Source organism: Streptomyces fodineus, assembly GCF_001735805.1.
GTDB lineage: Bacteria > Actinomycetota > Actinomycetes > Streptomycetales > Streptomycetaceae > Streptomyces > Streptomyces fodineus.
On record NZ_CP017248.1, the window covers coordinates 9,194,728 to 9,221,229 of the forward strand.

Here is a 26,502-nt window from a genome sequence, read left to right on the forward strand (position 1 = left end):
AGCCGATTCCGAGGGACACCCGTCTGCACGGCGAGGCGGACGCGCTATCGGCCGCCGATGCCACTGCGGAGACGGACGGGAGAACTGAGTCTCCGTCATGTTCCGTGGGGTCAGGGCCGACTGCCGGGTGGTGGGCTACACCATCCGGTGACTTCTGGCCGTCGCAGCGTTATTCATGCCTCCGATTTCCTGATCATTCCATTGACAAGCCCTCGGGACTGACCAGCCGTCATCAAGCTCTGACCCAAGTCGAGGAGAGTGGAGAGAATGACGACATCGCCGCGACGGCGATCCGTACTGGCGTCAGCTGCCACCATCGCCGCGCTCACCGTAGCCGCGCTGGCGAACCCGGGCGCGGCCTATGCTCAGGATCACCCCACCCCGCAACCGCCATACCCGAAGAAACCCGCCTCCCCGTTTCATCCCGAGAAACCGGTGACTCCGGGGAAGCCTGTCTACCCGATCCATCCTGAGAAGCCGGAGCGTCCGGTCAAACCTGCGTATCCGGTTAAGCCGGTGTATCCGGAGAAGCCGGTCTATCCGGAGAGGCCTGTGCATCCGGTCAAGCCGGTGTATCCGGAGAAGCCCGTCTATCCGGAGAAGCCTGTGCATCCGGTCAAGCCGGTGTATCCGGAGAGGCCTGTGCAGCCGGTGAAGCCGGTTTATCCGGAGCGTCCGGTGAAGCCTGTGTATCCGGAGAAGCCGGTGCAGCCGGCTAAGCCGGTGTACCCCGAGCGTCCGGCGAAGCCCATGTACCCGGAGAAGCCCGTTCAGCCGGTCAGGCCGGTGTACCCGGAGAAGCCGGTGAAGCCTGTGTATCCGGAGAAGCCGGTGCAGCCGGTCAAGCCGGTGTACCCCGAGCGTCCGGCGAAGCCCATGTACCCGGAGAAGCCCGTTCAGCCGGTCAAGCCTGTCTACCCGGAGAAGCCGGTGCAGCCGGTGAAGCCCGTGTATCCGGAGCGTCCGGTGAAGCCGGTGTACCCGGAGAAGCCCGTTCAGCCGGTGAAGCCTGTCTACCCGGAGAAGCCGGTGCAGCCGGTGAAGCCCGTGTATCCGGAGCGTCCGGTGAAGCCGGTGTACCCGGAGAAGCCCGTTCAGCCGGTGAAGCCTGTCTACCCGGAGAAGCCGGTGCAGCCGGTGAAGCCCGTGTATCCGGAGCGTCCGGTGAAGCCGGTGTACCCGGAGAAGCCCGTTCAGCCGGTGAAGCCTGTCTACCCGGAGAAGCCGGTGCAGCCGGTGAAGCCCGTGTATCCGGAGCGTCCGGTGAAGCCGGTGTACCCGGAGAAGCCCGTTCAGCCGGTCAAGCCGGTGTACCCCGAGCGTCCGGTGAAGCCGGTGTATCCGGAGAAGCCCGTTCAGCCGGTCAGGCCGGTGTACCCGGAGAAGCCGGTGAAGCCTGTCTACCCGGAGAAGCCGGTGCACCCGGTGAAGCCCGTGTACCCCGAGCGTCCGGTGAAGCCCACCTATCCGGAGAAGCCGGTACGCCCGATGAAGCCGTCGTACCCGGAGCACCCGGCGAAGCCGCACGCGGAGCACGGGAAGTCGGAGCATGAGCAGGGCTCGCGGGATGACTGAGCAGAGGTGACCACGGTCAGCTGAGGGAACCTTGGGATTACCAGGGACATTGCTGGGCCGCCCGCGAGGGCGGCCCAGCCGTGTACATGGCGCGGCCGACGCCCGACCGGAAGGCGGTGGTTGGCCGAGTGGCACCCGCCCGGCGAGTCCGTCCGCCCTTCGGCCAATCGGTGTGACGACCGCTCCGGCGGGGCAGACGCCGCTCCGATCGCGTACTTGGCCGACACCGGTCAAGCACCGCGTACGAGCGTGGCGCGGCGGTATACGGACCGGTGACGGGTGAATCACCCAATCCCTGGGCCGAGTTGCCCCGACGTCCGCCGGGGCGGATCGATGACCTGCGCGAACGGTGTGCGAAGCTGCGGGTTCAGTATCCGCACAACGGAGGAGAAGCGCCGGCATGGCCATCATCCACCACACCACGGTCAAGCCCACGAAGCTGGAACTGCTCACCGACTGGCTGCCCACCCGCCCCTGGTACCGCGGCGGCCCGGACGCCCCGGTGCTGACCAAGTCCGGCGGATTCCGGCTGGAGGACCCGGCGGGCGAGGTCGGCATCGAGTTCATGGTGGCCACCGACACCTCCACCCCCGAACCCACCGCCTACCTGGTCCCGTTGACCTACCGGGGCGCGCCGCTGGAGGAGGCGGAGCACGCGCTCGTCGGCACGATGGACCACGGCGTGCTGGGCAGGCGCTGGGCGTACGACGGCTGCCACGACCCGGTGCTGGTCGGGGAGTTGCTGTCGCTGCTCCAGGGCAGGACCCACGCACACGCCCAGAGCGTCGACGGCGCCCTCGACCTCGAGGTGGTCCGCTCCTACACCGGCGCACCCCTCACCCTGGACGGCCTCACCCCCGAACCGTCCGACGACCATGAGGGCACGCGCCTGCCCGCACCGCACGGCACGATCCTCCACATCCACCGGGTCCTGGGCCCCGTCCCCGGGAACCCGCCGCAGCGCCCCGAGGGAGCGATCGGCCACGTGGCACGCGGCTGGCAGGACCCACAGGGCACCCCGCTGACGGCGGTCTTCGTAACACTGCGCACCGCCTGACCGGCGCCCCCGCGACCAACCGACATGGCCTGACCGGCGTCACTGCGCTCAACGCCATGGGCTGACTGGCGTCTCCGCGCCCGACCGACATGGGTTGGCCGGAGTCCTCGCGCTCGAGGGGCGCGGGGTGGCTGGTGTCTCCGCGCCCGACCGGCATGGGCTGGCCGGAGTCTCCGCGCCCAGGCGGCACGGGCAACTGGCGTCTCCCGGCTCGACCAGGACTGGCTGGCCGGTGTCTTCACATCCGAGCGGTACGGGCTGGGCGGTATCGCCTTGGACCGGCATGGGCTGACTGTCGCCTCTGCGCTCAAGCGGCACGGGGACTGGCGTCTCTGTGCCCCACCGGTTCGGGCCGGCCGGTGTCTCTGTGCCCGACCGGCACGGGTTGATCGGTGTATCCGCGTCCATCCTGCGTGGGTTGACGGGTGCATCCGTGCCCATTTCCGCACGGACTGGCCAGCGTTTCCGCGTTCCTCCTGCACGGGCGGTGCGTGCCCACCCCGCACGGCCTGCCCCGCCTCCCCACACCGACCCCGCACGGCCTGCCTCGCGCCCCCACGCCTACCCCGCAGGGCCTTACCGCCATCCCACGCCCACCCCTACGGCCTTGCCCGCCTCCCGACGCCGACCCCGCACGGCGTCATCCGCGTCCCCGCGTTCACCCCGCACGGCGTCATCCGCGTGCCCGCGTTCACCCCGCACGGCGTCATCCGCGTGCCCGCGTTCACCCCGCACGGCGTCATCCGCGTCCCCGCGTTCACCCCGCACGGCGTCATCCGCGTCCCCGCGTTCACCCCGCACGGCGTCATCCGCGTCCCCGTGTCCACCCCGCACGGCGTCATCCGCGTCCCCGTGTCCACCCCGCACGGCGTCATCCGCGTCCCCGTGTCCACCCCGCACGGCGTCATCCGCCTCCCCGCGTCCACCCCGCACGGCGTCACCCGCCTCCCCACGCCCACCCCCCCACGGCCTCACTCACCTCCCCACCCTCGGTCGCCAACGCGCCTGCCCCGCCGCGTTCGGGCAAACCGGCGCGTGGCCTTCTGGCATGGTCCGGTCAAATCTGGCACTCTCTCGGAAGTCCGGCAGCCCGCGCCCTGACCCCGTGAGGGCGTGGCACAGCGATCGCGCAAGCCCCGCCAGAGGCCGCCCCGGCGTACCCCAGCCGGCCCGCGGCCATCGAGCAGGCCGGGAATCCCGGCCGCCGCAAAGGAGTAGCGTGTGAGATCGACCCCCCACAAGGCCCTCGGCGCCGGTGCGCTCACCGCCGCCGTGGTGGCCGCCCTGGTGCTCCCCGGCACCCCCGCCGCGGCCCGGCCCGACACCCACAAAGCGGCCGCCGCCTGCACTCCGACGCAGGCCGTCGCCAACGGCGGCTTCGAGAGCGGGACATCACCCTGGTCGACGTCCGCCGCCACCGTCATCACCAGCCGCTCGGGACAGACCGCCCACGGCGGCAGTTCCTACGCGTGGCTGGACGGAGTCGGCAGTACCCATACCGACACGCTCAGCCAGAGCGTCACCATCCCGGCCGGCTGCGACGCGGCCACCCTCACCTTCTGGCTGCACATCGACACGGACGAGACGACCTCCTCCGTCGCGTACGACAAGCTCACGGCCAAGATCGGCGGCACGACGCTGGCCACCTACTCGAACCTCGACGAGAACACCGGGTACGTCCAGAAGTCGATCGACGTGTCGGCGTACGCCGGACAGACCGTCACTCTCTCCTTCACCGGGACGGAGGACTACAGCCTCCAGACGAGCTTCGTCCTCGACGACATCGCGCTCGACACCTCGGGCGGTACCACCCCACCGCCGGGTGACTCCACACGCACCCCGGCGTCACCCTCGTACACCGTGAGCCTCGGCAGCGACACCAGTGGCGCCGTCTGGACCGGCCACGAGAGCGCGACCTTCACCAACGCCTCATCCACCGCGCTGAACGAGGTCTACCTGAGGCTGTGGGACAACTACCACGGCACCTGCGACGCCATGCCGATCCGCGTCACCAACGTCACCGGCGGCACCGCGCAGGCGCCCAGCGTGGACTGCACCGCGCTCAAGGTCGACCTGCCGGCCCCGCTCGCCCAGGGCCAGAGCGCCACGATCGGCTTCGACCTCGGCATCACCGTGCCCAGCGGAGCCGACCGCTTCGGCCACGACGGTGCCTACAGCTTCATCGGCAACGCCCTGCCCGTCCTCGCCGTCCGCGACGGCGCCGGCTGGCACCTGGACCCGTACACGAACAACGGCGAGTCGTTCTACTCCCTGGCCGCCGACTTCAAGGTGACCCTCGACCACCCCAGCAACCTGCTGGTACCGGCCACCGGCACCTCCACCGACACCCCCGGCTCCAGCGGCCGTACCGTGACCACGGCGACCGCGTCCAAGGTCCGGGACTTCGCCTGGGCCGCCGGGCCCTTCAGCAAGATCTCCGGCACCTCGTCGGCCGGCGTCGCGGTGAACGTCTACTCGGTCTCGGGCATCAGCTCCTCCAGCGCCCAGTCGATGCTCAGCACCGCCAAGACCGCCGTGGACGCCCACGCGGCCCGCTTCGGCGCCTACCCCTACGGCGAACTGGACGCCGTGCTCGACAACAACTACTGGTTCGGCGGAATGGAGTACCCCGGGTTCGTCCTGGACGTGGTCAGCACCACCGCCCTCACCCATGAGATCGGCCACCAGTGGTGGTACGGCATCGTCGGCGACGACGAGTACAACAGCCCCTGGCTGGACGAGGCGTTCACCGACTACGCCACCGACCTCGCCCTCGGCAAGACCGGCAGCAACTGCTGGAACAGCGTCTCCTGGGCCTCCGGCGCCGAGAAGATCACCAACTCCATGGCCTACTGGGACGCGCACTCCTCCCGCTACTCCACCGTCGTCTACGGCTACGGCAAGTGCGCCCTGCACGACCTGCGCCGCGTCCTCGGTGACACCGCCATGGCCAAACTGATGAAGGACTACGCCACCGCGCACTGGTACGGCGTGTCGACGACGGCCGAGTTCAAGGCCGCCGCCCAGGCCGCCACGAGCACCGACCTCACCTCCTTCTGGACCCAGCACCGCATCGACGGCTGAGCCGGCCGGGCCGGTCGTGGGAAGCGCCCGGTGACACCCCACGACCGGCCCGTGCCTCACCCCGCGGCCACCCGTACGGACCAACCACGGCCCGCGTCGGCCTCGTTGGGCGGTACCCGGGGTGCGGTACGGCCCGACCACGGGTCAGATGGTGTACGTGCGAAGCTCCATGTCCCTCCAGCGCGGCCGTACGCGCCTGATCCTCACGGGCGTCCTGACCGGCCTCCTCCTCATCCTGTCCAGCCCCGCGGCCCAGCCCGCCTCGGCCGGGGGCGTACCCGTGCGCGGCAGCGCGTACATGGGCATGGGCGTCCTCGCCCACGACGGACGCGCCGCGGGCGCCGACGATCCGTCCAACATCAACCGGGCGAGCCAGATCGAAGGCGTGGACGTCTCCGGCTACCAGGGCAACGTCGCCTGGTCGACCCTGTGGAGCAGCGGGGTCAAATGGGCGTACGCGAAGGCCACCGAGGGGACGTCCTACACCAACCCGTACTTCACCCAGCAGTACAACGGCCCGTACAACGTGGGCATGATCCGAGGCGCGTACCACTTCGCGACCCCGGACACCTCCGGCGGTGTCACTCAGGCCGACCACTTCCTGGCGCACGGCGGCGGCTGGTCCAAGGACGGCAAGACCCTGCCCGGCGTGCTCGACATCGAGTGGAATCCGTACGGGGCCAGCTGTTACGGCAAGTCCAAGAGCGACATGGTCGCCTGGATCCGCGACTTCCTGAACCGCTACAAGTCCCGCACCGGCCGGGATGCCATCATCTACACGGCGACCAGCTGGTGGACGCAGTGCACCGGAAACTACGGCGGCTTCGCGGCGAGCACCCCGCTCTGGATCGCCCGTTACGCCACGGAGCCCGGGGCGCTGCCGACCGGCTGGTCATACCACACGATGTGGCAGTACACCTCCACCGGCAAGACCGTCGGTGACCACGACTGCTTCAACGGCTCCCTGGACCGTCTGAAGGCCCTGGCAACCGGCTGACCCGGCCACCGGCCGCGCCCGGCGGCAACGCCGACACGCCGGGCGCGGCCGGCGCACGCGCGGCAGACCGGGCAGGACGGCATGCACGCCGGCCTTCAGGCCCTGCGATCGCGACCGCCTCTCCTCAGCCGCAGCGCGGTGCGGCCGGCAGGGTGTGGCAGGACCGTCCGGCGTCGCGCGAGGCGTCGTCGTGGGACTGGGCCAGGGCGCCCGCCGCGACCACGGCGGTGATCACGACGGCCATGACGAGCTGGCTGACGACGGTCACGATCGCCCGGGCGCGGGCGGCTACCAGGGCCGCGACCAGGGCGAAGGCGGCGACTCCCGCCGCCGCGACCAGGTAGCCCCACAGCGAGTCGGCCTTGACGGTCTTGGCCGCGTCGAGGTTGAACCCGGACAGGAACCAGAGCCCGAAGTCCGCGACCAGGACCGTCAGTTCCAGGAACACCAGACCGCACCCGGCCCCGATGTCGGCACCGGTGTCGGCGCGGTCGTGGCGCCGGGGGCCGTTGGTGGCGTCGAACGCCGGTGGGGCGACGGGGAGGTTCATGGCCGTCACCCTGCCGGGTCTGTGGGGCGGGCGCATGAGTACGCGTACTCACCCGGCTCACCCCACCCGGCCCGCTCCACAGGGTCTACGGCCGCAACCCCGCCAGCAGTGCCGCCGTACGGGCGTGGTCGGCCGGCCCCGGGTTCCAGCCGGGGGCGATCGGCGAGACCGAGATGCGGCCCGCCTCGACGGACGCGACATCGGTGCCCGGGTGGGCGGGCTCGCCCACCACGCCGACGGTCGCCTTCCAGGTGCCGTCGCCGTCGTCGGCGTAGCCGGACTTCAGGATCGGGCGCGGATCCTGCGTGGTGACGTCGGCCCCGCGCGCGGTGCCCGTGCCGTCCGCGCCGAGCACCGGGTGGTCGATGCCGAGACCCACGCCCTGCGGCAGCAGGCGTCCGCCGCGGGCCCGCGCGCGCAGCCGGTCGACGAGCGAGACCACGAAGTCGTCCGTGGGGCGCAAGGCACCCAGGATCCGGTCGGGGACGGGAGTCTCCAGGCCCCCCGTGCTGACGGCGATCGCGGGCACGCGGTCCTCCAAGGCCGTCACGGCGGCGCCCACCGTGCCCGAAGGGTCGCCATCGCCGCGAGGTTGGGACCGGAGTTCGTCCCCGACACCACGAGGTCCGGGGCGCCGTGGGCGAACACGGCGGCGAGAGCGAAGCCCACCGCGTCCGCCGGTGAGCCGTCGACCGCCCACACCTTGGGCTGTGGGTGCCGTACGCCGATCGTGGGCGCGCTGGAGAGCCGGGTCCCCGCTCCGCTCTGGTTCGTCAGCGGCGCGACGATCGTCACGTCGTGCCCGGCGGCGGTGAGGCGGTCGTACAGCATGCGGATGCCGGGGGCGTCGTAACCGTCGTCGTTCGTCAGCAGGATGCGCAGCGGGCGCGGCGCCGTCGCGGCGGGCGGCGCGGCCGTGGCGGTGGGGGTGGTGAGGACGCCGGCACACAGCAGGAGGGCGGCAGGCGGGAGGAAACGTCCGCGAGGCACAGGGACTCCTTCGCGGGGTCGTGACGGCGGCTCAGCGCACGCCGCGGACGGGGAGGATGGCGAGCGCGCCGAGCAGCGACAGCGCGCCGCCGAACAGGAACAGCGGGGTGTAGCCGCCGAGCGTGGCGACCACGGCCGACGCGACGAACGGCGCCACGATCTGCGGGCCTGCGTTGGCGATGTTCAGCACGCCCAGATCGCGTGCGGCGTCCTCCGCGCGAGGGAGGACGAGGGTGACGACGGCGGTGTCCACGGCCATGAAGCAGCCGAACGCCAGCCCGTTGAGCGTGCTGAAGACGAGCATGCCCGGCCAGGTCGGCGCGACCACGGGCACCACCATGACGACGCCCGCGAGCGCCGCCGAGACACCGACGAACACCTTGCGCCGGTTCCACCGGTCGGAGAGCAGACCGCCGACCATCGTGGAGACGGCCATCGCCGCCATCGACACCGGAGTCAGGACGGCCATGGCGTCCGCCGCGCTCAGCCCCTTCGGCAGCGAGATGTGGTCGTCGAGGATGTAGAGCTGGTAGCCGACGACCGAGAAGTAGCCCAGCACCATCAGGGCGCGGCCGATGAAGGCCCAGCGGAAGTCACTGCTGCTCAGGGCGGACAGGAAGACCGCGGCGCGGCGGCGCCGGGGCAGCGCCGGTGCCGGTACGGCGTCCCGCTTCCGCGGAACGTCTCTGCACAGCGCCGTCAGCAGCACGGCCGCCGCCGCGGCCACGAGCCCCAGGGCCGGATACCCCGCGGAGAGATGGCCGGCGGTTCCGGCCGCGATCAGGACACCGAGCGTGCCGCCCACCGGCAGCGCGAGCCCCACCAGGGCGGAGGCCGTGCCCCGGCGGGCCGGTGGGATCCGGTCGGGCACGATGGCGGTGACGGCGGCCTGGTAGACGTTCGTGGTCGCCTGGACCAGGCACCACGCGATGCCCACCAGCAGCGCCGTGCGCACACCGCCCAGGAAGGCCAGACCCGCCAGCGAGGCCAGCGCTCCACCGAGCACCCAGGGGCTGCGGCGCCCCGAACGGTCGGAGAGCGCACCGGCGACCGGATTGCAGGCGGTCGCGAACACCGCACTGACCCCGCCGATCAGGCCCAGCAACGCCACCTTGTGGTGCGGGTCGATCGCGGCGACCTGGGTGGGCAGCAGAACGGAGCCGACTCCCATGTACACCGCGTACATCGACGCGTTCGCGACGAGCAGCAGCGTCATCAACCCCCGCTGCCGGGATTCGGGTGCGGCCGGCGCGGTGGTGGGCCGGAGATCTTCGGTCGGCAGGGGCATGGCGACTCCTGGGAGGAAGGGGAAGCGGGGGAGAGGAGAGGAGGGGGCGAGCCGGGTGGGGGAGGCGCGGCTCGGGAAGGGGGATCCGCGGTGTCCGGATCGCTGACTGCATGGCTACTTACACGAGTAACCTGGGCGGTGGATCCTTGTGTAGCACCCGGCTGCCGGAGTTGAACAGGGTCTTGCGACAGGGAAGCGCGCTTCGTTGCTGACTCGTGTCACCGGACGCTCTGCACCCACCTCGTCCGTTCAGTTGACGCGTGTAACGTGAGACCTGAGAACAGACCCGGAGAGCGGAAGGGAACCATGGCGAGGAAAGCGGCCGCAGCCGTCACCAGCGCAGATGTCGCGCGGCTGGCGGGCGTCTCGCGGGCCACCGTCTCCTTCGTGCTCAACAACACGCAGGCGCACCGCGTGAGCGAGGCGACCCGCGCGAAGGTGCTCGCCGCCGCGGACACGCTCGGCTATGTGCCGCACGCGGCGGCCCGCTCCCTGCGGGCGGGCCGCAACAACCTGGTGCTGATCCCGGCCGCCGTGTCCGCCATCGGCCGCCTGGTGAGCGGCTGGATCGACGACCTGCACACGGAACTGGACCGGTACGGCTACACGGCCGTGCTGCACGCCGGGCGGTTCCCGGACCCCGGCACCGCGGCACGCGCGTGGGCCGAACTGCGCCCCGGCGCGGTGCTGGCGCTGGGCGGCACGAGCCTCGGCTCGGCCGCTGTGGACGTGCTGCGGCGTGCCGGTGTCCAGGCCCTGGTGGCCCTCGCGCCCAAGCCGGTCGAGGGGGTGTACACGGTCGTCTTCGACGACCGGAAAGTGGGGGTGCTCGCGACCGAACACCTCGTCGCGCAGGGGCGACGGCGCATCGGCGTTGTCATGCCGCGCGAGCGCGGCCTGTCCGCCTTCGCCGAGCCCCGCCTGGCCGGCGCGCGCAGCGTGGCCGCCCGGACGACGGCCACGGTGACTCCGGTGGAGATGGAGTACACGCACGCGTCCGCCACCGAGCTGGCGCGCGGCTGGGCGGAACGCGGTCTGGACGGCGTCTTCGCCTACAACGACGAGTACGCGGCGCTGCTGCTGGCCGTGCTGCGGGACGCGGGCGTCGAGGTTCCGGACGAGGTCGCCGTCGTCGGCTGCGACGACCTCGTCACGGCGGCCCTGCAGCGCCCCGCGCTCACGACGATCCGGCTGGAGGCGCCCTCCGCCGCGCAGGTCGCCGCGGCTCTGCACGACCTCGTCGAGACCGGCACCGCCGCACCCCTGCCGCCGGTCGAGCCCGTCCTCGTACGCCGCGAGTCCGCCTGACGGCACTGGCCGAAGAGGGGGGTGGCCGCAGCTTTCCAGGGGCGGGGGGGACTGTGCGATCGGTCCCCGACGGGCCGCGGCCGGGGGCGCCCTCCTCCGGCTCTACGGCGGCGACCCGTGCCGACCGCCGTCCTCGGCCGTGCCCCCGGTCATGCCGTCAGGTGCCCCCGCAGGAACTCCACGCTGTGCGCCACGATCGAGGGCACCTCCGCGGACCCGAGGAAGATGTGGTCGGCGCCCTCGACCGGCCGCAGCGTGACGTCACTGCCCGCGTCGGTGAGCACCCGGGCCAGTACCTCGCTCTGGCTGTAGGGGACGACCTGGTCCGCACGGCCGTGGATCAGCAGGAACGGAGGCGCGCCGCCGTCGGCCGCATAGGTCACCGGGCTGGCGACGCGCGCCCGCTCCCGGCGTTCGGACTCCGGTCCGCCGAGCAGCGTGATGACGGGGTCCGGGTACGACGGCTCGACCGGCAGGGGCGGCAGGGGCTGATCGAGGATCGCTTCGATGTCGGACACGCCGTACCAGTCGACTACGGCCCGCACCCCGCTGTCCTCCTCCCGCACGCCCTCCGCCCCTTCGAGGCCGGAGCCGTGGGTGCCGGCGCGGACCAGACCGGCCAGCGCGGCGAGGTGGCCGCCGGCCGACTCGCCCCAGACACCGATGCGTTCGGGGTCGATGCCGAGGTCCGCGGCGTGGTGCCGTACGTACCGGATGGCCGCCTTGACGTCGTGCAGCTGGGCGGGGAACGGTGCCTCGAGGCTGTGCCGGTAGTCGACGCTGACCAGCGCCAGACCGGCGCCGAGGACGGCTCCGTGCAGCAGTTCCACCGGCACGGTCGGCGGCGGATAGCGCCGGTCGCCCTCCAGCCAGCCACCGCCGTGGATCCACACGACGGCCGGTACGGGTCCTGCGGCGGGCGGTACGTGTACATCCAGCAGCCGCGGCCGGTAGCCGGGCGAGGTGGCGTAGGTCAGCCCGTGGCATCGGCGCACGCCGTCGGTGCCGGTCACGGCGGGGGTGGGGGCGCGGAACGGGGGCGGCGGCCAGCCCGTGTCGAGCTGGGTGGGCGCGGTTGAGGTCATGGCGGGGCCTTCCGTCGTCGGCCGGGCGGTGCTCCGGCGGCCCGAGGCCGTCGGCGCAGCGAGATGTTACACGTGTAACTATCGACTGGCGAGCAGGTCAGCCCAAACCGGGCGGCGTCCAGTCGGCGTGTCGCAGGATCGCTCGCATCGTCGCCCGGGACGGCGCGAGCCGTAGCGCGGTGTTGCGCAGGGCGACGGCCACCGGTTGGGACAGCTGCTGACCCATCCTGCCCGCCTGCCGGGCGGCGCGGGCGACCGCCTGGGAGCGCGGGCGGCGCTCGGTGTCGTAGCGGGCCAGTGCCGAGGCGACCGAGGGCTCCGTGGCGAGCGCGGCGGCGAGTGTGGCCGCGTCCTCCAGGGCCTGGCACGCGCCCTGGCCGAGATTCGGTGTCATGGCGTGTGCCGCGTCGCCGAGAAGCACGACCCGCCCCGCGACGAACGACCGCAAGGGCGTGGCCAGTTCGTGGATGTCGTGGTGGAGCACGGCCTCCGGTCGGGTCGCGTCCAGCAGCGCGGGGATCGGATCGTGCCAGCCGGCGAAACGCCGGCGCAGCATGCCGAGCGGGTCGGCGTGGCGGACGCCGGCCGGTGCGGTGAGCACCGCGTGCCACTCGGCCCGGCCGTCGGCGAAGGCGATGTGCCCGAACTCCGCGCCTTCGCCCCAGGTGAGCTCGAAGTCGCTGCGCAGCTCCAGCGGCCGGTCGGTCACGGCCCGCAGTACCGTCGAACCGGCGTACACCGGACCGGGATGGCCGGGGAACAGCAGTGCGCGCAGCCGGCTGCCCACCCCGTCGGCCGCAACGACCACATCGGCCTCCAGTACGTCGTCCCCGGCCGGTACCCTCACCCGCTCGGGAGCCGAGCGGTCCAGCGCGGGCACCGTGACCCCGATGAGCAGACACTCGGGCGGCAGGGCCTCGCGCAGCAGGCGGTGCAGCACCGCGCGCCGGATGCCGACGATCGGGGTGCCCAGCGCGCGTTCGAGGGCGGCGCCGTCCATCCGCGCCAGCCGGCGGCCCGCGGGGGTGCGCGTGCCGCCCGTGTACTGCGGGCGGGCCGCCGCGCGCACCGCCGCTCCGACGCCGAGCGCGTCCAGGGCGCGCAGCCCGTTGGCGTGCAGCGAGATGCCCGCACCCGCGTCGGCCAGGGTGCCGGCCCGCTCCACCACCCGCACGTCCCAGCCGATCCGGCGCAGACCGATCGCCGCCGCCAGACCGCCGATGCCTCCCCCGACCACCACCGCCGTACCGCCCATGCCCGTCCGTCCCCCTTCGACCTCGGTTCTCATCGGTCACCCGGCCACACGCCAGGTTCTTCTACGGATGTAGAAGACTGTAGATACGGGAGACTCTACAGCGGCGCTCTACAGGTGTAGAAGCGGGGTGTAGAAAGAGGGGGTGTCCACTGATCGACGTACCCTCCTCGCCGACGCCGCCATCGCCGTGCTCGCCGACGCCGGCATGCGCGGGCTGACGCATCGCGCGGTCGACCGGGCGGCGCAGCTGCCGCCCGGCACCACGTCCGCCTACTACCGCACCCGCCAGGCCCTGCTCACCGCACTGGTCCGACACCTGGTCGCACTCGACCAGGCCGAGCTGCGGGAGATGGGGGCGCGGGTGCCGGTGCTGCGGAACGCCGATGAACTGGTCGCGGGAATCGCGGAGTTGACCGAGGTGCGGCTCACCGGGGAAGGGCGCAGGCGCTCCCTCGCGCGCTACGCCTGCGCCGTCGAGAGCGCGCGTCATCCCGAACTGCGCGAGATTCTGGTGCCGCGGGAGAACCCGGCACGGCAGTCGGTGTGCGACTTCCTCGCCGCCCAGGGCGTGGCGGACCCGGAGGAACGCACGGTGACGCTGCTGGCCTGTGTGGACGGTCTGGTCTTCGACCGGCTGGTGAACGGCGGACGGGTGCAGGAAGGGGAGATCCGCGCCCTCGTGACGGCGGCTCTGCGGTGAGCCGTACACAACCGACCTGACTGGTATGGCAGTTGAGGGTGACGGGTGCTCGGCCGGTCACGGTGGTACCGCCCGCAGTGCGCGCAGCACCGACCAGACGACCGAGACCATCGGGACCGCCACCACGGCACCGATCACCCCCGCGATGATGCTGCCGGCGATCACCGACACCGCGACGACGAGCGGATGCAGCCGTACCGCCCAGCTCATCACCAGCGGATGCAGCACATGTCCCTCCAGCTGGCCGATCACGACGATGAGCGCCAGCACGGCCGCCGCCGTCAGCGGTCCGCGCCCGGCCAGCGCGACGATCGTGGCGACGGCGAGCGCGACCGGCGAGCCCACCAGCGGCACGAACGTGGCGAAGAACTCCAGCAGGGTCAGCGGCAGCGCGAGCGGCACCCGCAGCACGAGCAGCGCGATACCGACGAGCACGGCATTGGTGCCGGCCACGATGATGATGCCGCGCGTGTACCCGGAAAAGGCCAGCCAGGCGGCGCGGCCCGCCCGGTCCCACGCCGGACGGGCGCCGCTCGGCAACAGGTGGTCGCGGATCCAGGCCCACAGGCGCTCGCCGGAATGGATGAAGAACACCGAGGAGAACAGCGCGAGCGCGGCCCCGGTCGCCACCTCGACCACCCGGCTCAGCCCGCTGACGGCGCGGCTGAGCAGGCTGGCCCGGTGCGCGGTCAGATAGTGCGTCACCTGGTTCTCCAGCGCGGACAGCCGGCCGGGGCTCAGTCGGAACGGAGGCCGCTGCAGCCACTCCTCGATGCGGTGCACACCGCCCCGGAACTCACCCGCCAGCCGGGCCGACTCGCCCGCCACGGCGTTGCCCACCAGGGCGAGCAGGGTCAGCAGGAGCAGCAGACTGCCCACGAGCGACACGGCGACGCACAGCGGCCGCGGCAGGAGCCGGTCGAGCAGGTCCGTCAGCGGGCGCAGTACGGCGGTGATGATCAGCGCGAGGAAAAGGGCGACGGCGATGAGCTGGAAGCTGCCGAGGATGCTGAAGACGCCGTAGACGACGAACCCGACGAGGATGAGCCGCCAGGCGTAGGCCGCCCCGACCCGCAGCCATGGCACGGTCCGCTCGGCCACCGGCACCGGCACCGGCACCGGCTCGGGCCGCGGGACGGGCGGGAGCCGCACGGAGTACGCGGGCCGGCTGCCCAGCACCCGCCCCCTGCGGCGCCCGTCACCCGGCCCGGCCGCCCGCCGACGCGCATCGCCCACCACCGATCCCGGCTCCTCTCCGTCACCTCTGATGACGGTCACATGTACAGACCGTAAGCGCGCGTCGAGGGAGGGGCGCGCGCAAGGCAGCCGGGGGCGGTTTCCCCCGGACGGCGACGTTTGGCGGCCGGACCTCGACGACGCGGGCGAGGGGTGACCCGGCTTCCGCTGTACCGACGGAGGCCGGCCGGCGCATGTGACCGCGGCTCTCACATGTCCCCCTCCGGGCATCCGCGCGGCACGATGGTCCCTGCCTGCGCGCTTGCCGTACGAGATCACCTCGACGGGCGGCGCCGGAAGAGGGAGGTCACAGGACTTTCACAAACGCCGTGGGTGGGGAGGACCGGCCGGGGCACCCGGAAGATGTAGTCGGCAGAGAGGGATCCTCCCGTGATCGCCATCGCCGTGCTTCTGCTCCCCGTCCTCAGCATCCTGCTGTACGGCCTCGACCAGGTCGAGGACCGATGGATCCTGCGGCCCCCGGCGCCCCACCGCACCAGACCCCACCGGCACCGGCGTATGAAGGCGGGCCGTCACTGAACCCGTCGTCGGGGCCTCGCCCGAGTCGGTGGCGTACCGCCGGTAGCGCACGATCGCCCTGCCGAGTTCGATCCGCTCCGGTTCGGGGAGCGTCCCGCCCTGGGCGTAGTCCAGGATGTGCCCGGCGAGCGTCCGCAGTTTGGTGTTGGTGCGCTGGGAGACGTCCCGAAGCGCACGCCAGGCCTCTTCCGGGGCGATCTGCCCGAGGACGACCACGGCTCCGATGGCCTGGTCGATGACCGCGTGCGAGGACACGGCGGTCCGCAACTGATCGTTCTCGTTCGTCAGCCGGTCGTACTCCGAGACGAGCCGGGTGCACGAGAGCAGGAGCAGAGGCTGGTGCCGGGAGAGGGCGAAGAAGGCCATGGGACCCCTTTGCGGGAGGGGAGGCGTCACTGCTACGCCTGCCCTCGGGGGCGCTTGCACACACATTGACCAGCATCCTGGGGCACCATCACGCCGTTCGGACCGCACCGAGCGGCGTACGCATCCGTGCGCCCCTCCCGGCCCGCGGCGCCGCTGTGCCCCGGCTCTCCTGGGCCGCGCCGGTGCGCCGGCTGTCAGCCCTCCCGGCCCGCGCGGCCGGTGCGCTCGGCGCCCTCCGTCGCCCGGCCCACCGGCAACAGGTCCCGGATGTCCGAGGGCAGTGCCCCGGCCATCCGCTCGGTCAGCTCCGGGGCGAGCGCGGCGTCGAGCACCTCCATCACGGCGGCGGCCTCCCGCAGGGCCGTGTCCTCGTCGGTGCCCGCCCGGTCGGCGATGCGCCCGGCGAAGACGGTCAGCCCGAACCGCTCGCCCGACGTGCCGGAGTCGGCCCCGGCCGCCATGTCGGCCGCCTCCCGCATCGCCGCCGCCATGTCGGGCGGCAACTGGGCGGCCACATGACGGGCCAGCCCGGACGGCAGCCGCTCCGACAGCGTGCTGACCACCGCGTGCGCGGCCCGTTCGGCTGAACCCCGGTCCGGCAGCTGGGCCAGTGCCTGCACCTTTCCGATCATCTCGTCGTGCCGCATGAGGCCGCTTCCTTCCTCACGAAGTCCTGACGGTGCCAGTCCTGACGGTGCCGTACGCCGTGGCCGAGGGCGAGGCCCGAATCCCGGCCCGGTGGGCGCGCATGCGCCCGGCACCGGCCACGGCCTTCCGCGGCACCGGCCGAGTACCCGGCCGCCGCGACCGGTACCCGGCAAAGGGGGAGTCACGGTCCCGTCCCGGGGTAGGCGTCGGCGGCGGACCATCGAACAACCCGGACGACGGCGGAGCGACATGCGAGGTGTGCATGGCAGGAGCGGGGCTGGCGGCACCGTTGTGGGACGTGCACAACGGGCAGGGGCTGCGGCAGCTTGCCGAGCTGGGGCTGGCGCTGCTGCTGTCCAGTCTGATCGGCTGGGAGCGGGCGGCGCAACAGAAGAGCGCCGGACTGCGCACGCACACGCTGGTCGGCATCGCCAGCGCGCTGATGATGGAGGTGTCCCAGCACGGGTTCACCGCGGTGCTGGGGCTGGAGAACGTCTCCTTCGACCCCTCCCGCGTCGCGGCGCAGATCGTCTCCGGCATCGGCTTCATCGGCGGCGGCCTGATCTTCGTACGACGGGACGCCGTACGGGGCCTGACCACGGCCGCCACCATCTGGCTGACCTGCGCGGTCGGCATGGCCTGCGGCGGAGGACTGCCGATTCTCGCGCTGGCGGTGACGGCGCTGCACTTCCTCGTGGTGCGGGGTTATCCGCTCTTCATGTCCCGTCTCGTCCCCGGCACGGCCACCGCCACCTTCGAGGCGCGCCTGACCTACCGGACCGGAGCGGCCCTGCTGCCGCGCCTGATGCAGACCTGCACCGGGCGCGGTTTCCGGATCGTGCAGGTCAAGGTCGAACGGCTGCCCGGCCGCACGGACGACGCGGCGCGGGTGCTGCTGGAGCTGGAGGGTGCCGAGAACCCGACCGAACTGGCGTCGGAGCTGTTTCAGGACGAGGGCGTGCTCGATGTCGAGGTGAGCGCGGCGGCGGACGACGAATAGCGGGCGGCGAACGGGACGTCGCCCTGGTCGTCGTACCGCGCGGCGTCCGTCGCCAGGAGTCCACCACGGGGCGCGGGCAGCCGGGGCCGCACCGAGTCCCCTGGGGTGCGGCGACACGCGGGGGCGTGGGCGATGCCACATATGACCTGCTTCGCACCCCCTCCCTGAGCTGACCGGCGCCGGGCTACCGTTGCGTCGGTCCCCTGTTCCCTTTTGCATCCCGGACGGCCCGGCTGTGCCCACTGATCTGTCCTCCGTCATCGCCGCGACGGCGCGCTGGCTGACGGTCGCCTATCCCGCCAGCGGCGGCGCGCTGGCCTCCGCCCTGTGCGAGGCGCAGGCCCGGCAGGCCGTGACCGTCGCCGCATGGCTGCGCTACCCGACCGAGATGGACGCGGCCCTGGTCACGATGGCCGGTCCCGGCGGTGCCGCCCGTCTGGACTGGATCACCGGTGCCGAGCGGGCGGCCGAGGACGGCGAGGGCGACGACTGGGCGTGGCGGACCTGGGTGGACGAGGTCGTGGCCAGCTGGGCGGCCGGTCTGCTCACCGATCCCGAGCTGGCCGCACTGGCCGTCGCCGCGCTCGCCGACGGCGAGCACACCGCGGGCACCCCGGCCGAGTTCCGGCGCCTGCTCACCCCCGACGACGGCGACCGGCGCGCCGCCGCACTGCTGCGCCACCCCGACCTCCTCGCCCCTGTGGTCGAGCTCCACCTCGACCAGCTCCTGGACCGGCTCGGACCGGACAGCACCCTCGCCGCCTGAGCACCCGGCCCACCGGAACGGCCCCTGAAGGTGGTGGCCCCGTGACATACGATCCGGATGGAGGAAGAGAGCCGACAGAGGCGGACAAAACAGCGCGGCGGTTCTTCACGGCACCCCGGTCAGGGACGACGATGCCGTGTCATGGACATTTTGCTCGTCGCCAGTGCGTTCAACAGCCTCACCCAGCGCGTGTACGCCGAACTGACGGACCACGGACATCGCGTGGACGTCGTCCTCGCCTCGCACGGCGCCGAACCGGTCCGGGCCGCCCTCCAGGAACTGCGGCCGGAACTGGTCATCGCGCCGATGCTCAGGACGGCCCTGCCCGAGGAGGTGTGGCGCGACCACACCTGTCTGATCGTGCATCCGGGGCCGCCCGGTGACCGCGGCCCGTCCTCGCTGGACTGGGCGATCGCCGAGGGGGCGGCGCAGTGGGGCGTGACGGTCCTGCAGGCCGAGGCGGCGATGGACGCGGGCCCGATCTGGGCCGCGGAGCCGTTCCCCGTACCGGCCGTCGGCAAGAGCGACCTGTACCGCAGCGAGGCCTCCGACGCCGCCGTCACCGCCGTCCTCACCGCCGTACGGCGCTACGCCGAGGGCTCCTACAAGCCCCGGCCGCAGACCGACGACTCCATCAGCGTGCTGTGGCGCGAGGCCTTCCGCCAGGAGCGGCGCCGCATCGACTGGGAGCGGGACGACACCGCGACGGTCCTGCGTAAACTCCGCGGCGCCGACTCACAGCCCGGTGTCCTCGACGAACTCCTCGGCCGGGAGGTGTTCCTGCACGGCGGGTATGCCGAGGACCGGCTGCACGGGCGCCCCGGCGAGCTCCTCGCCCGGCGCGCGGGCGCCGTCTGCCGGGCCACCCGGGACGGCGCCGTCTGGATCCCGGAACTCCGCCCCCGCAGGAACTCCGGCGACCCCGCGCCCTTCCGCCGCCCGGCCGCCGCCGTGCTCGCCGCCTGGGAACCGTCCCTCGAACTCCCGGAGGCGCCCGTCCCGCTGAACCTTCCGCCCGACCGGCGCACCTGGACCGACATCCGCTACCGGCAGCACGGCGACGTCGGCTTCCTCGGCTTCTCCTTCCCCGGCGGCGCCATGAGCACCGAGCAGTGCCGCCGGCTGCTCGCCGCCTACCGGCACGCGCTGACGCACCCCACCCGCGTCCTCGTGCTCGGCGGGGACCGCGACTTCTTCTCCAACGGCATCCACCTGAACGTCATCGAGGCGGCCCCCGACCCGGCCCGGGAGTCGTGGATCAACCTCAACGCCATGGACGACCTGGTCGAGGCGGTGCTGCACACCACCGACCGGCTGGTGGTGGCCGCGCTCGCCGGCAACGCGGCGGCCGGCGGCGCCATGCTCGCCCTCGCCGCCGACGAGGTCTGGTGCCGCACCGGCGTCGTCCTCAATCCGCACTACCGGCGCATGGGCCTGTACGGCTCCGAGTACTGGACGTACAGCCTGCCGCGCCGCGTCGGCGCGGCACACGCCCACCGGCTGACCACCGAAGCCCTGCCCGTCAGCGCCGCGTCCGCCGAACGGCTGGGGCTCGTGGACCGGCTCGTACCGGCCGCGCCCGGCGACTTCCCGGCCGAGGTCCGGCAGCTGGCGGCCGAACTCGCCGCCTCACCCTTCGTGGAGGCGCGGATCGCCGCCAAGGCCGCGGCCCGGGCCGCGGCCGAGCGCGAACGCCCGCTCGCCGCGTACCGCGAGGCCGAACTGGCCCGCATGCACACCATCTTCTCCGACCCCGACGCCCCCTACCACGCCCTGCGCTCCGCCTTCGTCCGCAAGACCCCGTCCGGCTCACCCCGGCCGCTGACCCCGCCCGCAGGAGGCCTGCGGTGACGCCGCGCCTCCTGGTGGCGGGCGTCGGCAACATCTTCCTCGCCGACGACGCCTTCGGCCCCGAGGTGATCCGCGCCCTCGCCCACCGCCCGCTGCCGCCCGAGGTACGGGTGCACGACTACGGCATCCGGGGCCTGGACCTGGCCTACGACCTGCTCGACGGATACGACACCGCCGTCCTGGTCGACACCGCCCGGCGCGGACACACCCCCGGCACCCTCTGCCTCATCGAGGCCGAGGCGCCCGACGGCACCGTCGTACCCGAGGCCCACGGCATGGACCCGGCGAAGGTACTGGCCCTGGCCGCGCACCTCGGCGAGGAGCCGCTGCCCCGTGTCCTCGTCCTGGCCTGTGAGCCCGAGCTGCTGCCGGCCGGCGACGAGGACCTCCTGCCCGGGCTCAGCGCACCGGTCCGGGAAGCCGTCGCCCCGGCCGTGGACGCCCTGCACGCGCTCGTCCGGACCTTGCTCGCCGACCCCGCCGCGCCAGCACCCCCGTTGGGCCGCCCGATGGAATCCGGGCCCCCGCGCCCGGCTGCGCTGCCCGGTACGGCGGCCGGATGAGCGGAAGATCGGTGGAGTCCGGGCCGCAAGGAAGCGGCCGGGGCTCCACCGCCGTATCCGAGGAGCAGCGCCCATGTGCCGGTCCGACGTCAGACAGGCCGTCCTGGCGAAGAACGACGATCTCGCCGCGGAGCTGCGCGCCGGCCTCGCCCGGCAGGGCGTGACCGTCGTCAACCTGCTGTCCAGCCCCGGCAGCGGCAAGACCGAGCTCCTCGGGCAGGTCCTGGCCCGCGCGGTGCGGCGGGGCGTTCCGGTGGCGGCGCTGACCGCCGACCTGGCCACCGAGAACGACGCCGTCCGGCTGGCCCGCTCCGGCGCCCCCGTCCAGCAGCTGCTCACCGACGGACTGTGCCACCTGGAGGCCCGTCAGGTCCGGGCCCGGCTGACCGGCTGGCTGCCCGCGGACACCGCCGTGCTCTTCGTGGAGAACGTCGGCAACCTCGTCTGCCCGGCCGCGTACGACCTCGGCGAGACCCTGCGGATCGTGCTGATGGCGGTCACCGAGGGCGAGGACAAACCGCTGAAATACCCGACCGCGTTCGGCTCCGCCCATCTGGTGGTGATCACCAAGACGGACCTCGCCGAGCCGGCCGGCTTCGACGAGACCGCCTTCCGGACGCACGTCCACCAGGTCAACCCGGGCGTGGAGATCGTACGGTCCTGCGCGCGCACCGGCGACGGTGCCGACCTCCTCCTGGACCGCGCCCTCGCCGCCCGGGAGGGGACCCCGCACCACCCGCCGCTCGCCCCGCATCCACACGGCCACCACCACACCGCGCCCGCCGTATGACGGCCCCCGCGACCGGCCTGGTGCGCCGGCGGCTCACCGTGCGCGGCACCGTGCAGGGAGTCGGCTTCCGGCCGCATGTGCACCGACTGGCCGCCGGACTGGGCCTGGCCGGGTTCGTGGGGAACACCGGCGACGGCGTGATCGTCGAGGTCGAGGGCCCCGCGGACGACGTCGACCGTTTCTGCGCCGCGCTGGCGGAACAGCCGCCGCCCCTGGCCACCGTGGGAGGCATCGCCGCCGAGGACCTGCCCGCCGCCGGCGACACCGGCCCCTTTACGATCCGCTCCACCGAGCGGGCCGCGGGCCGCACCCACCTGCCACCCGACACCGCGACCTGCGCCGACTGCCTGCGTGAACTGGCCGATCCGGCCGACCGGCGGCACCGGCACCCGTTCATCACCTGCACCCACTGCGGGCCGCGCTTCACCATCGCCACCGGGATGCCGTACGACCGCGAGGCCACCACCATGGCCGGCTTCCCGATGTGCCCCTCCTGCTCCCGCGAGTACGGCGATCCCGCCGACCGGCGCTTCCACGCCCAGCCCGTCGCCTGCCCCGCGTGCGGACCACGGCTCACCCTGGTCCCGGGCCTGGCCGGCCTGCGCCCGGCCCGGGGCGCGCACGCCCTCGCCACGGCCCGCGCGCTGCTGGCCGCCGGGCGGATCGTCGCCGTCAAGGGGCTCGGCGGCTACCACCTGGCCTGCGACGCCACCGACGAGCGGGCCGTGGCCACCCTGCGCCGCCGCAAGGAACGGGGCGGCAAGGCCTTCGCGGTGATGTGCGCGGACCTGGCCACCGCCGAGCTGATCGCGGTCCTCTCCGCCGCCGAGCGGGTCGCGCTGACCAGCGCCCGCCGACCCATCGTCCTGCTGCGCAGACGCACACCGACGGACGGCCTCCGCCTCGCCGACCAGGTCTGCCCGGGCAGCCCGCACGTGGGCGTGATACTGCCCTACACCCCTGTCCACACCCTGCTGTTCGGGCTGCCCGGCCATCCGCCCGGTCCCCGGGCGCTGGTGATGACGAGCGGCAACCGCTCCGGCGAGCCGATCGTCACCGACGACGCCGAGGCACTGACCCGGCTGGCCGGGCTGGCCGACGCCTGGCTCGCCCACGACCGGCCCATCGCCGCGCCCTGTGACGACTCCCTGCTGCGGGTCCGACCGGACGGCACCGAGCAGGTCCTCAGGCGTTCGCGCGGTTACGTCCCCCGTCCGCTGCGCCTGCCCCTCGCGGTGCCGCCCGTGCTCGCGGCCGGCGGCGATCTGAAGAACGTCCTGTGCCTGGGGGAGGGCGACCAGGCCTGGTTCGGGCCGCACATCGGTGACATGGGCGACCTGGCGACCCTCGAGGCGGCAGAGCGGGCCGAGCGGCACCTGACCCGCCTGACCGGGGTCAGCCCCCGGCTCGTGGCCGCCGACCGGCACCCCGGCTACCACTCGACCGGCTGGGCTCGGCGCCGCGCCTCGGGGATGCCGGTGCGGCTGGTCCAGCACCACCACGCCCACATCGCCTCCGCGATGGCCGAGCACGGCCTGGACGGCACCACACCGGTGATCGGCGTCGCCTTCGACGGCACCGGCTACGGCGACGACGGGACCGTGTGGGGCGGCGAGGTGCTGCTCGCCGACTACACCGGCTACCGGCGCTTCGCCCGCCTCACCCCCGCCCCGCTGCCCGGCGGCGACGCCGGTGTGGCCAACCCCTGCCGGCTGGCGCTGGCCCGGTTGTGGGCGGCAAAGCTGCCGTGGGACCCGGACCTGCCGAGCGTCGAGGCTTGCACCGAGGTAGAACTCGCCGTACTGAGGCGGCAGTTGGACCGCCGGGTGGCATGGGTGCCGACGTCCAGCATGGGCCGTCTGTTCGACGCGGTGTCCTCTCTGACCGGTGTGTGCCAGCGGGCGGGATACGAGGCACAGGCCGCGCTGGAGCTGGAGGCGGCGGCGCTGGAGGCCGCGGACGCGGACTCGGTGGCGTACCCCTTCGCCCTCGCCGACGAGGGCGTCCTCGCCTGCGACCCCGCACCGATGCTGAGGGCCCTGCTCGCCGATCGGCGGCGCGGCACCCCGGCACCGGTCCTCGCGGCCCGCTTCCACCGGGGTGTCGCCCGCGCCGTCGCCGGGATCTGTCACCGCGCCCGCGCGGAGACCGGCCTGACCACGGTCGCCCTCACCGGAGGCGTCTTCGCCAACGGCCTGCTGGAGGAGGAGATCGCCTCGCTGCTGACCCGAGCGGGGTTTCCGGTCCTGCGGCACGGCGAAGTCCCCCCGAACGACGGAGGGCTGGCGCTCGGTCAGCTCATGGTCGCGGGAAGAGCACACAACCACGAGACGGAGTGACGCATGTGTCTGGCAGTGCCCGGAAAGGTCGTGTCCATCGACCATCGCGCCGACCCCATGACCGGGCTGATCGACTTCGGCGGAGTGCGTAAACAGGCGTGCCTGGAATACCTGCCCGACGTCCGGGTGGGGGAGTACGTCATCGTCCACGTCGGCTTCGCCCTGCAGCGCCTGGACGAGGAGTCGGCTCGGGCGTCCCTGGAGCTGTTCGAGCAACTGGGGTTGCTGGAAGAGGAGTTCGGGGACGCCTGGGAGCAGGCGGCCCGGCAGGAGAACGGGAGTGAGGCCCGGTGAAGTACATCGACGAGTTCAACGACCCGGACCTGGCGCGCCGGTTGCTGGAGGAGATCCATGCCACGGCCACCCGGCCCTGGGCGCTGATGGAGGTCTGCGGCGGCCAGACCCACTCCATCATCCGGCACGGCATCGACCAACTCCTGCCCGAACAGGTGGAGTTGATCCACGGGCCCGGCTGTCCGGTGTGTGTCACACCGCTCGACGTCATCGACAAGGCCCTGGAGATCGCCGCCCGCCCCGAGGTGATCTTCTGTTCCTTCGGCGACATGCTGCGGGTGCCCGGCACCGACCGGGACCTGTTCCGGGTCAAAGGCGAGGGCGGTGACGTACGCGTGGTGTACTCGCCGCTGGACGCGCTCGACCTCGCCCGCAGGAACCCGGGCCGCCAGGTCGTGTTCTTCGCCATCGGCTTCGAGACGACCGCCCCCGCCAACGCCATGGCCGTCCACCAGGCCCGCCGCCTGGGCCTGGACAATTTCAGCCTGCTGGTCTCCCATGTCCGGGTCCCACCCGCGATCGAGGCCATCATGACCGCGCCGGAATGCCGGGTGCAGGGCTTCCTCGCCGCCGGGCACGTATGCAGCGTGATGGGCACCGCCGAGTACCCGGAGCTGGCCGAGAGGCACCGCGTGCCGATCGTCGTCACCGGCTTCGAGCCGCTGGACATCCTGGAAGGGATCCGCCGCGCCGTACACCAGCTGGAGCGCGGTGAGCACCGGGTGGAGAACGCCTACCCGCGCGCGGTGCGCGAGCAGGGCAACCCGGCGGCCCTGAGCATGCTGGAGGAGGTCTTCGAGGTCGTCGACCGCAACTGGCGCGGCATCGGCCGCATCCCCGCCAGCGGCTGGCGGCTGTCCGACGCCTTCCGGGCCTACGACGCCGAGTACCGTTTCGACGTCACCGGCATCCGCACCGAGGAACCCGCGGTGTGCCGCGCCGGAGAGGTGCTGCAGGGGCTGATCAAGCCGACCGAGTGCGAGGCCTTCGGCACCGCCTGCACCCCGCGCACCCCGCTCGGCGCCACCATGGTCTCAACCGAGGGCGCCTGCGCCGCCTACTACCTGTACCGCCGGATGGCGGACGGTCCGGCACAGCGGGGATCGCGCATCCCGCGGGAGGAGCTGAACTCCATTGGCTGACCTGGCTACCGAAGCGGCCGTCGACCCCGCGAACTGGACCTGCCCCGCACCCCTGCGCGACCAGCCGGTGGTCGTCATGGGCCACGGCGGCGGCGGCGCCCTGTCCGCCGAACTGATCGAGCAGGTCTTCGCCCCCGCCTACGGCAACCCCACCCTGGCCGCCCTCACCGACTCGGCCGTCCTGGACCTGGGCGGCGCCCGGCTGGCCTTCTCCACCGACTCCTACGTGGTACGGCCGCTGTTCTTCCCCGGCGGCAGCCTCGGCGACCTCGCCGTCAACGGCACGGTGAACGACCTGGCGATGAGCGGCGCCCGGCCCGCCTACCTGTCCACCGCCTTCGTGCTGGAAGAGGGCGTGGAGATCGACGTCGTCAGCCGGATCGCGCACGCCATCGGCGCGGCGGCCGAGGCCGCCGGCGTCACCGTCGCCACCGGCGACACCAAGGTGGTCGAGTCCGGGCACGGTGACGGCGTCTACGTCACCACCGCCGGCGTCGGCCTCGTACCGGACGGCGTCGACATCCGCCCGCAGCGTGCCCGGCCGGGTGACGCCGTCCTCGTCAGCGGACCCATCGGGCTGCACGGCGTGGCCATCATGAGCGTGCGCGAGGGCCTGGAGTTCGGCGTCGAGATCGCCTCCGACACCGCGCCCCTGGCCGGCCTCGTGGCGGCCATGCTGGCGGTCACACAGGACATCCACGTGCTGCGCGACCCGACCCGGGGCGGGCTCGGCGCGTCCCTGAACGAGATCGCCCGCGCCTCCGGCACCGGAGTCCGGCTGCGGGAGCGGGCCATCCCGGTGCCGGACGAGGTCGCGAACGCCTGTGGATTCCTCGGCCTGGACCCGCTGTACGTCGCGAACGAGGGCCGGCTCGTCGCCTTCGTACCCCCGGAGCACGCCGAGGCGGTCCTGGCGGCGATGCGGGCCCATCCGCAGGGCGCGGGCGCGGCCCGTATCGGTGAGTGCGTGGCGGAGCACCCGGGAATGGTCGTCGTGGCCACCGGCCTCGGCGGCACCCGGGTGGTGGACCTGCCCCTGGGCGAGCAACTGCCCCGCATCTGCTGAGCCCGGCCCGCC

General features: G+C 72.9%; 24 protein-coding genes. 15 read left to right on the forward strand and 9 right to left on the reverse strand.

Annotated features, from left to right (window positions below; genetic code table 11):
• Positions 1-267: 267 nt before the first annotated feature.
• The 4 genes from BFF78_RS46555 (at position 268) to BFF78_RS39945 (ending at position 6,713) form a co-directional block, all read left to right on the forward strand.
• Positions 268-1,575, forward strand: a complete 1,308-nt coding sequence (locus BFF78_RS46555) for a DUF4573 domain-containing protein (RefSeq protein ID WP_159033136.1) — start codon at positions 268-270, stop codon at positions 1,573-1,575.
• Positions 1,576-1,975: 400 nt separating this feature from the next.
• Complete coding sequence (locus tag BFF78_RS39930) at positions 1,976-2,632, forward strand: maltokinase N-terminal cap-like domain-containing protein (RefSeq protein ID WP_069782924.1); 657 nt, start codon at positions 1,976-1,978, stop codon at positions 2,630-2,632.
• A 1,221-nt stretch (positions 2,633-3,853) separates the two neighbouring features.
• A complete protein-coding gene (locus BFF78_RS39940) occupies positions 3,854-5,716 on the forward strand; it encodes a M1 family aminopeptidase (RefSeq protein ID WP_069782926.1) in 1,863 nt (620 codons plus the stop codon).
• Positions 5,717-5,885: 169 nt separating this feature from the next.
• Positions 5,886-6,713 carry a lysozyme gene (locus BFF78_RS39945; protein WP_069784108.1) on the forward strand — a complete coding sequence of 276 codons (828 nt, stop codon included), beginning with the start codon at positions 5,886-5,888 and terminating at the stop codon, positions 6,711-6,713.
• Positions 6,714-6,837: 124 nt separating this feature from the next.
• Here BFF78_RS39945 and BFF78_RS39950 read toward each other — a convergent pair whose 3' ends face one another.
• From BFF78_RS39950 to BFF78_RS39965, 4 genes are all read right to left on the reverse strand, one after another.
• Positions 6,838-7,263, reverse strand: coding sequence for a DUF6234 family protein (locus BFF78_RS39950; protein ID WP_069782927.1), 426 nt, complete (start codon positions 7,261-7,263; stop codon positions 6,838-6,840).
• 85 nt (positions 7,264-7,348) lie between these two features.
• Positions 7,349-7,813 carry a hypothetical protein gene (locus tag BFF78_RS49250; protein WP_159033137.1) on the reverse strand — a complete coding sequence of 155 codons (465 nt, stop codon included), beginning with the start codon at positions 7,811-7,813 and terminating at the stop codon, positions 7,349-7,351.
• Positions 7,810-8,253 carry a 5'/3'-nucleotidase SurE gene (locus BFF78_RS49255; RefSeq protein ID WP_069782929.1) on the reverse strand — a complete coding sequence of 148 codons (444 nt, stop codon included), beginning with the start codon at positions 8,251-8,253 and terminating at the stop codon, positions 7,810-7,812. The genes BFF78_RS49250 and BFF78_RS49255 overlap by 4 nt, the downstream gene beginning before the upstream one ends.
• 31 nt (positions 8,254-8,284) lie before the next feature.
• Positions 8,285-9,541 carry an MFS transporter gene (locus tag BFF78_RS39965; protein WP_069782930.1) on the reverse strand — a complete coding sequence of 419 codons (1,257 nt, stop codon included), beginning with the start codon at positions 9,539-9,541 and terminating at the stop codon, positions 8,285-8,287.
• Positions 9,542-9,847: 306 nt separating this feature from the next.
• On the opposite strand from BFF78_RS39965, the gene BFF78_RS39970 reads away from it, so the two are divergent.
• A complete protein-coding gene (locus tag BFF78_RS39970) occupies positions 9,848-10,849 on the forward strand; it encodes a LacI family DNA-binding transcriptional regulator (RefSeq protein ID WP_069782931.1) in 1,002 nt (333 codons plus the stop codon).
• A 149-nt stretch (positions 10,850-10,998) separates the two neighbouring features.
• On the opposite strand, the gene BFF78_RS39975 is transcribed toward BFF78_RS39970, so the two are convergent.
• Together BFF78_RS39975 and BFF78_RS39980 are read right to left on the reverse strand one after the other, a co-directional pair.
• The gene (locus BFF78_RS39975; protein ID WP_069782932.1) at positions 10,999-11,934 is read right to left on the reverse strand and encodes an alpha/beta hydrolase; all 936 of its coding nucleotides are present in this window, start codon (positions 11,932-11,934) and stop codon (positions 10,999-11,001) included.
• 97 nt (positions 11,935-12,031) lie between these two features.
• Positions 12,032-13,189 carry an FAD-dependent monooxygenase gene (locus BFF78_RS39980; RefSeq protein ID WP_069782933.1) on the reverse strand — a complete coding sequence of 386 codons (1,158 nt, stop codon included), beginning with the start codon at positions 13,187-13,189 and terminating at the stop codon, positions 12,032-12,034.
• Between the two features lie 142 nt (positions 13,190-13,331).
• Between BFF78_RS39980 and BFF78_RS39985 the strand changes: the two genes are divergently transcribed.
• Positions 13,332-13,889: a TetR/AcrR family transcriptional regulator gene (locus BFF78_RS39985; RefSeq protein WP_069782934.1), complete on the forward strand. Its 558-nt coding sequence runs from the start codon at positions 13,332-13,334 to the stop codon at positions 13,887-13,889.
• Positions 13,890-13,946: 57 nt separating this feature from the next.
• On the opposite strand, the gene BFF78_RS39990 is transcribed toward BFF78_RS39985, so the two are convergent.
• The 3 genes from BFF78_RS39990 to BFF78_RS40000 all read right to left on the reverse strand — a co-directional run bounded on the left by BFF78_RS39990 (position 13,947) and on the right by BFF78_RS40000 (position 16,678).
• Entirely contained in the window at positions 13,947-15,167 is a 1,221-nt protein-coding gene (locus BFF78_RS39990) for an AI-2E family transporter (RefSeq protein ID WP_418346728.1), read from the reverse strand.
• 276 nt (positions 15,168-15,443) lie between these two features.
• Positions 15,444-16,031: an ANTAR domain-containing protein gene (locus tag BFF78_RS49855; RefSeq protein ID WP_335755375.1), complete on the reverse strand. Its 588-nt coding sequence runs from the start codon at positions 16,029-16,031 to the stop codon at positions 15,444-15,446.
• Between the two features lie 194 nt (positions 16,032-16,225).
• On the reverse strand, positions 16,226-16,678 hold the full coding sequence (locus BFF78_RS40000) for a DUF2267 domain-containing protein (RefSeq protein ID WP_069782936.1): 453 nt from the start codon (positions 16,676-16,678) through the stop codon (positions 16,226-16,228).
• Between the two features lie 263 nt (positions 16,679-16,941).
• Between BFF78_RS40000 and BFF78_RS40005 the strand changes: the two genes are divergently transcribed.
• The 9 genes from BFF78_RS40005 to hypE all read left to right on the forward strand — a co-directional run bounded on the left by BFF78_RS40005 (position 16,942) and on the right by hypE (position 26,490).
• Positions 16,942-17,679, forward strand: a complete 738-nt coding sequence (locus BFF78_RS40005) for an MgtC/SapB family protein (protein WP_069782937.1) — start codon at positions 16,942-16,944, stop codon at positions 17,677-17,679.
• Positions 17,680-17,914: 235 nt separating this feature from the next.
• Positions 17,915-18,445 (forward strand): hypothetical protein, encoded by a 531-nt coding sequence (locus BFF78_RS40010; protein WP_069782938.1) that lies wholly within the window; start codon positions 17,915-17,917, stop codon positions 18,443-18,445.
• Between the two features lie 141 nt (positions 18,446-18,586).
• Positions 18,587-20,296 (forward strand): hydrogenase maturation protein, encoded by a 1,710-nt coding sequence (locus BFF78_RS40015; protein ID WP_069782939.1) that lies wholly within the window; start codon positions 18,587-18,589, stop codon positions 20,294-20,296.
• Positions 20,293-20,859, forward strand: coding sequence for a hydrogenase maturation protease (locus tag BFF78_RS40020; protein ID WP_069782940.1), 567 nt, complete (start codon positions 20,293-20,295; stop codon positions 20,857-20,859). Before BFF78_RS40015 ends, BFF78_RS40020 begins: the two co-directional genes overlap by 4 nt.
• A gap of 73 nt (positions 20,860-20,932) precedes the next feature.
• Positions 20,933-21,649, forward strand: a complete 717-nt coding sequence (gene hypB / locus BFF78_RS40025) for a hydrogenase nickel incorporation protein HypB (protein ID WP_069782941.1) — start codon at positions 20,933-20,935, stop codon at positions 21,647-21,649.
• Positions 21,646-23,988 carry a carbamoyltransferase HypF gene (hypF, locus tag BFF78_RS40030; protein WP_069782942.1) on the forward strand — a complete coding sequence of 781 codons (2,343 nt, stop codon included), beginning with the start codon at positions 21,646-21,648 and terminating at the stop codon, positions 23,986-23,988. Before hypB ends, hypF begins: the two co-directional genes overlap by 4 nt.
• Before the next feature lie 3 nt (positions 23,989-23,991).
• Positions 23,992-24,282, forward strand: a complete 291-nt coding sequence (locus BFF78_RS40035; RefSeq protein ID WP_069782943.1) for a HypC/HybG/HupF family hydrogenase formation chaperone — start codon at positions 23,992-23,994, stop codon at positions 24,280-24,282.
• The gene (gene hypD / locus BFF78_RS40040; RefSeq protein WP_069782944.1) at positions 24,279-25,424 is read left to right on the forward strand and encodes a hydrogenase formation protein HypD; all 1,146 of its coding nucleotides are present in this window, start codon (positions 24,279-24,281) and stop codon (positions 25,422-25,424) included. The genes BFF78_RS40035 and hypD overlap by 4 nt, the downstream gene beginning before the upstream one ends.
• Positions 25,417-26,490, forward strand: coding sequence for a hydrogenase expression/formation protein HypE (gene hypE, locus BFF78_RS40045; protein WP_069782945.1), 1,074 nt, complete (start codon positions 25,417-25,419; stop codon positions 26,488-26,490). The genes hypD and hypE overlap by 8 nt, the downstream gene beginning before the upstream one ends.
• Positions 26,491-26,502: the final 12 nt, after the last annotated feature.

Excerpts from the sequence above, each read along its gene's own strand:
- BFF78_RS46555 (WP_159033136.1), top strand. The coding sequence starts at position 268 with ATGACGACATCGCCGCGACGGCGATCCGTACTGGCGTCAGCTGCCACC.
- BFF78_RS39930 (WP_069782924.1), top strand. The coding sequence starts at position 1,976 with ATGGCCATCATCCACCACACCACGGTCAAGCCCACGAAGCTGGAACTG.
- BFF78_RS39945 (WP_069784108.1), top strand. The coding sequence starts at position 5,886 with ATGTCCCTCCAGCGCGGCCGTACGCGCCTGATCCTCACGGGCGTCCTG.
- BFF78_RS39950 (WP_069782927.1), bottom strand. The coding sequence starts at position 7,263 with ATGAACCTCCCCGTCGCCCCACCGGCGTTCGACGCCACCAACGGCCCC.
- BFF78_RS39965 (WP_069782930.1), bottom strand. The coding sequence starts at position 9,541 with ATGCCCCTGCCGACCGAAGATCTCCGGCCCACCACCGCGCCGGCCGCA.
- BFF78_RS39970 (WP_069782931.1), top strand. The coding sequence starts at position 9,848 with ATGGCGAGGAAAGCGGCCGCAGCCGTCACCAGCGCAGATGTCGCGCGG.
- BFF78_RS39975 (WP_069782932.1), bottom strand. The coding sequence starts at position 11,934 with ATGACCTCAACCGCGCCCACCCAGCTCGACACGGGCTGGCCGCCGCCC.
- BFF78_RS39980 (WP_069782933.1), bottom strand. The coding sequence starts at position 13,189 with ATGGGCGGTACGGCGGTGGTGGTCGGGGGAGGCATCGGCGGTCTGGCG.
- BFF78_RS49855 (WP_335755375.1), bottom strand. The coding sequence starts at position 16,031 with ATGGCCTTCTTCGCCCTCTCCCGGCACCAGCCTCTGCTCCTGCTCTCG.
- BFF78_RS40000 (WP_069782936.1), bottom strand. The coding sequence starts at position 16,678 with ATGCGGCACGACGAGATGATCGGAAAGGTGCAGGCACTGGCCCAGCTG.
- BFF78_RS40005 (WP_069782937.1), top strand. The coding sequence starts at position 16,942 with ATGGCAGGAGCGGGGCTGGCGGCACCGTTGTGGGACGTGCACAACGGG.
- BFF78_RS40015 (WP_069782939.1), top strand. The coding sequence starts at position 18,587 with ATGGACATTTTGCTCGTCGCCAGTGCGTTCAACAGCCTCACCCAGCGC.
- hypB (WP_069782941.1), top strand. The coding sequence starts at position 20,933 with ATGTGCCGGTCCGACGTCAGACAGGCCGTCCTGGCGAAGAACGACGAT.
- hypF (WP_069782942.1), top strand. The coding sequence starts at position 21,646 with ATGACGGCCCCCGCGACCGGCCTGGTGCGCCGGCGGCTCACCGTGCGC.
- BFF78_RS40035 (WP_069782943.1), top strand. The coding sequence starts at position 23,992 with ATGTGTCTGGCAGTGCCCGGAAAGGTCGTGTCCATCGACCATCGCGCC.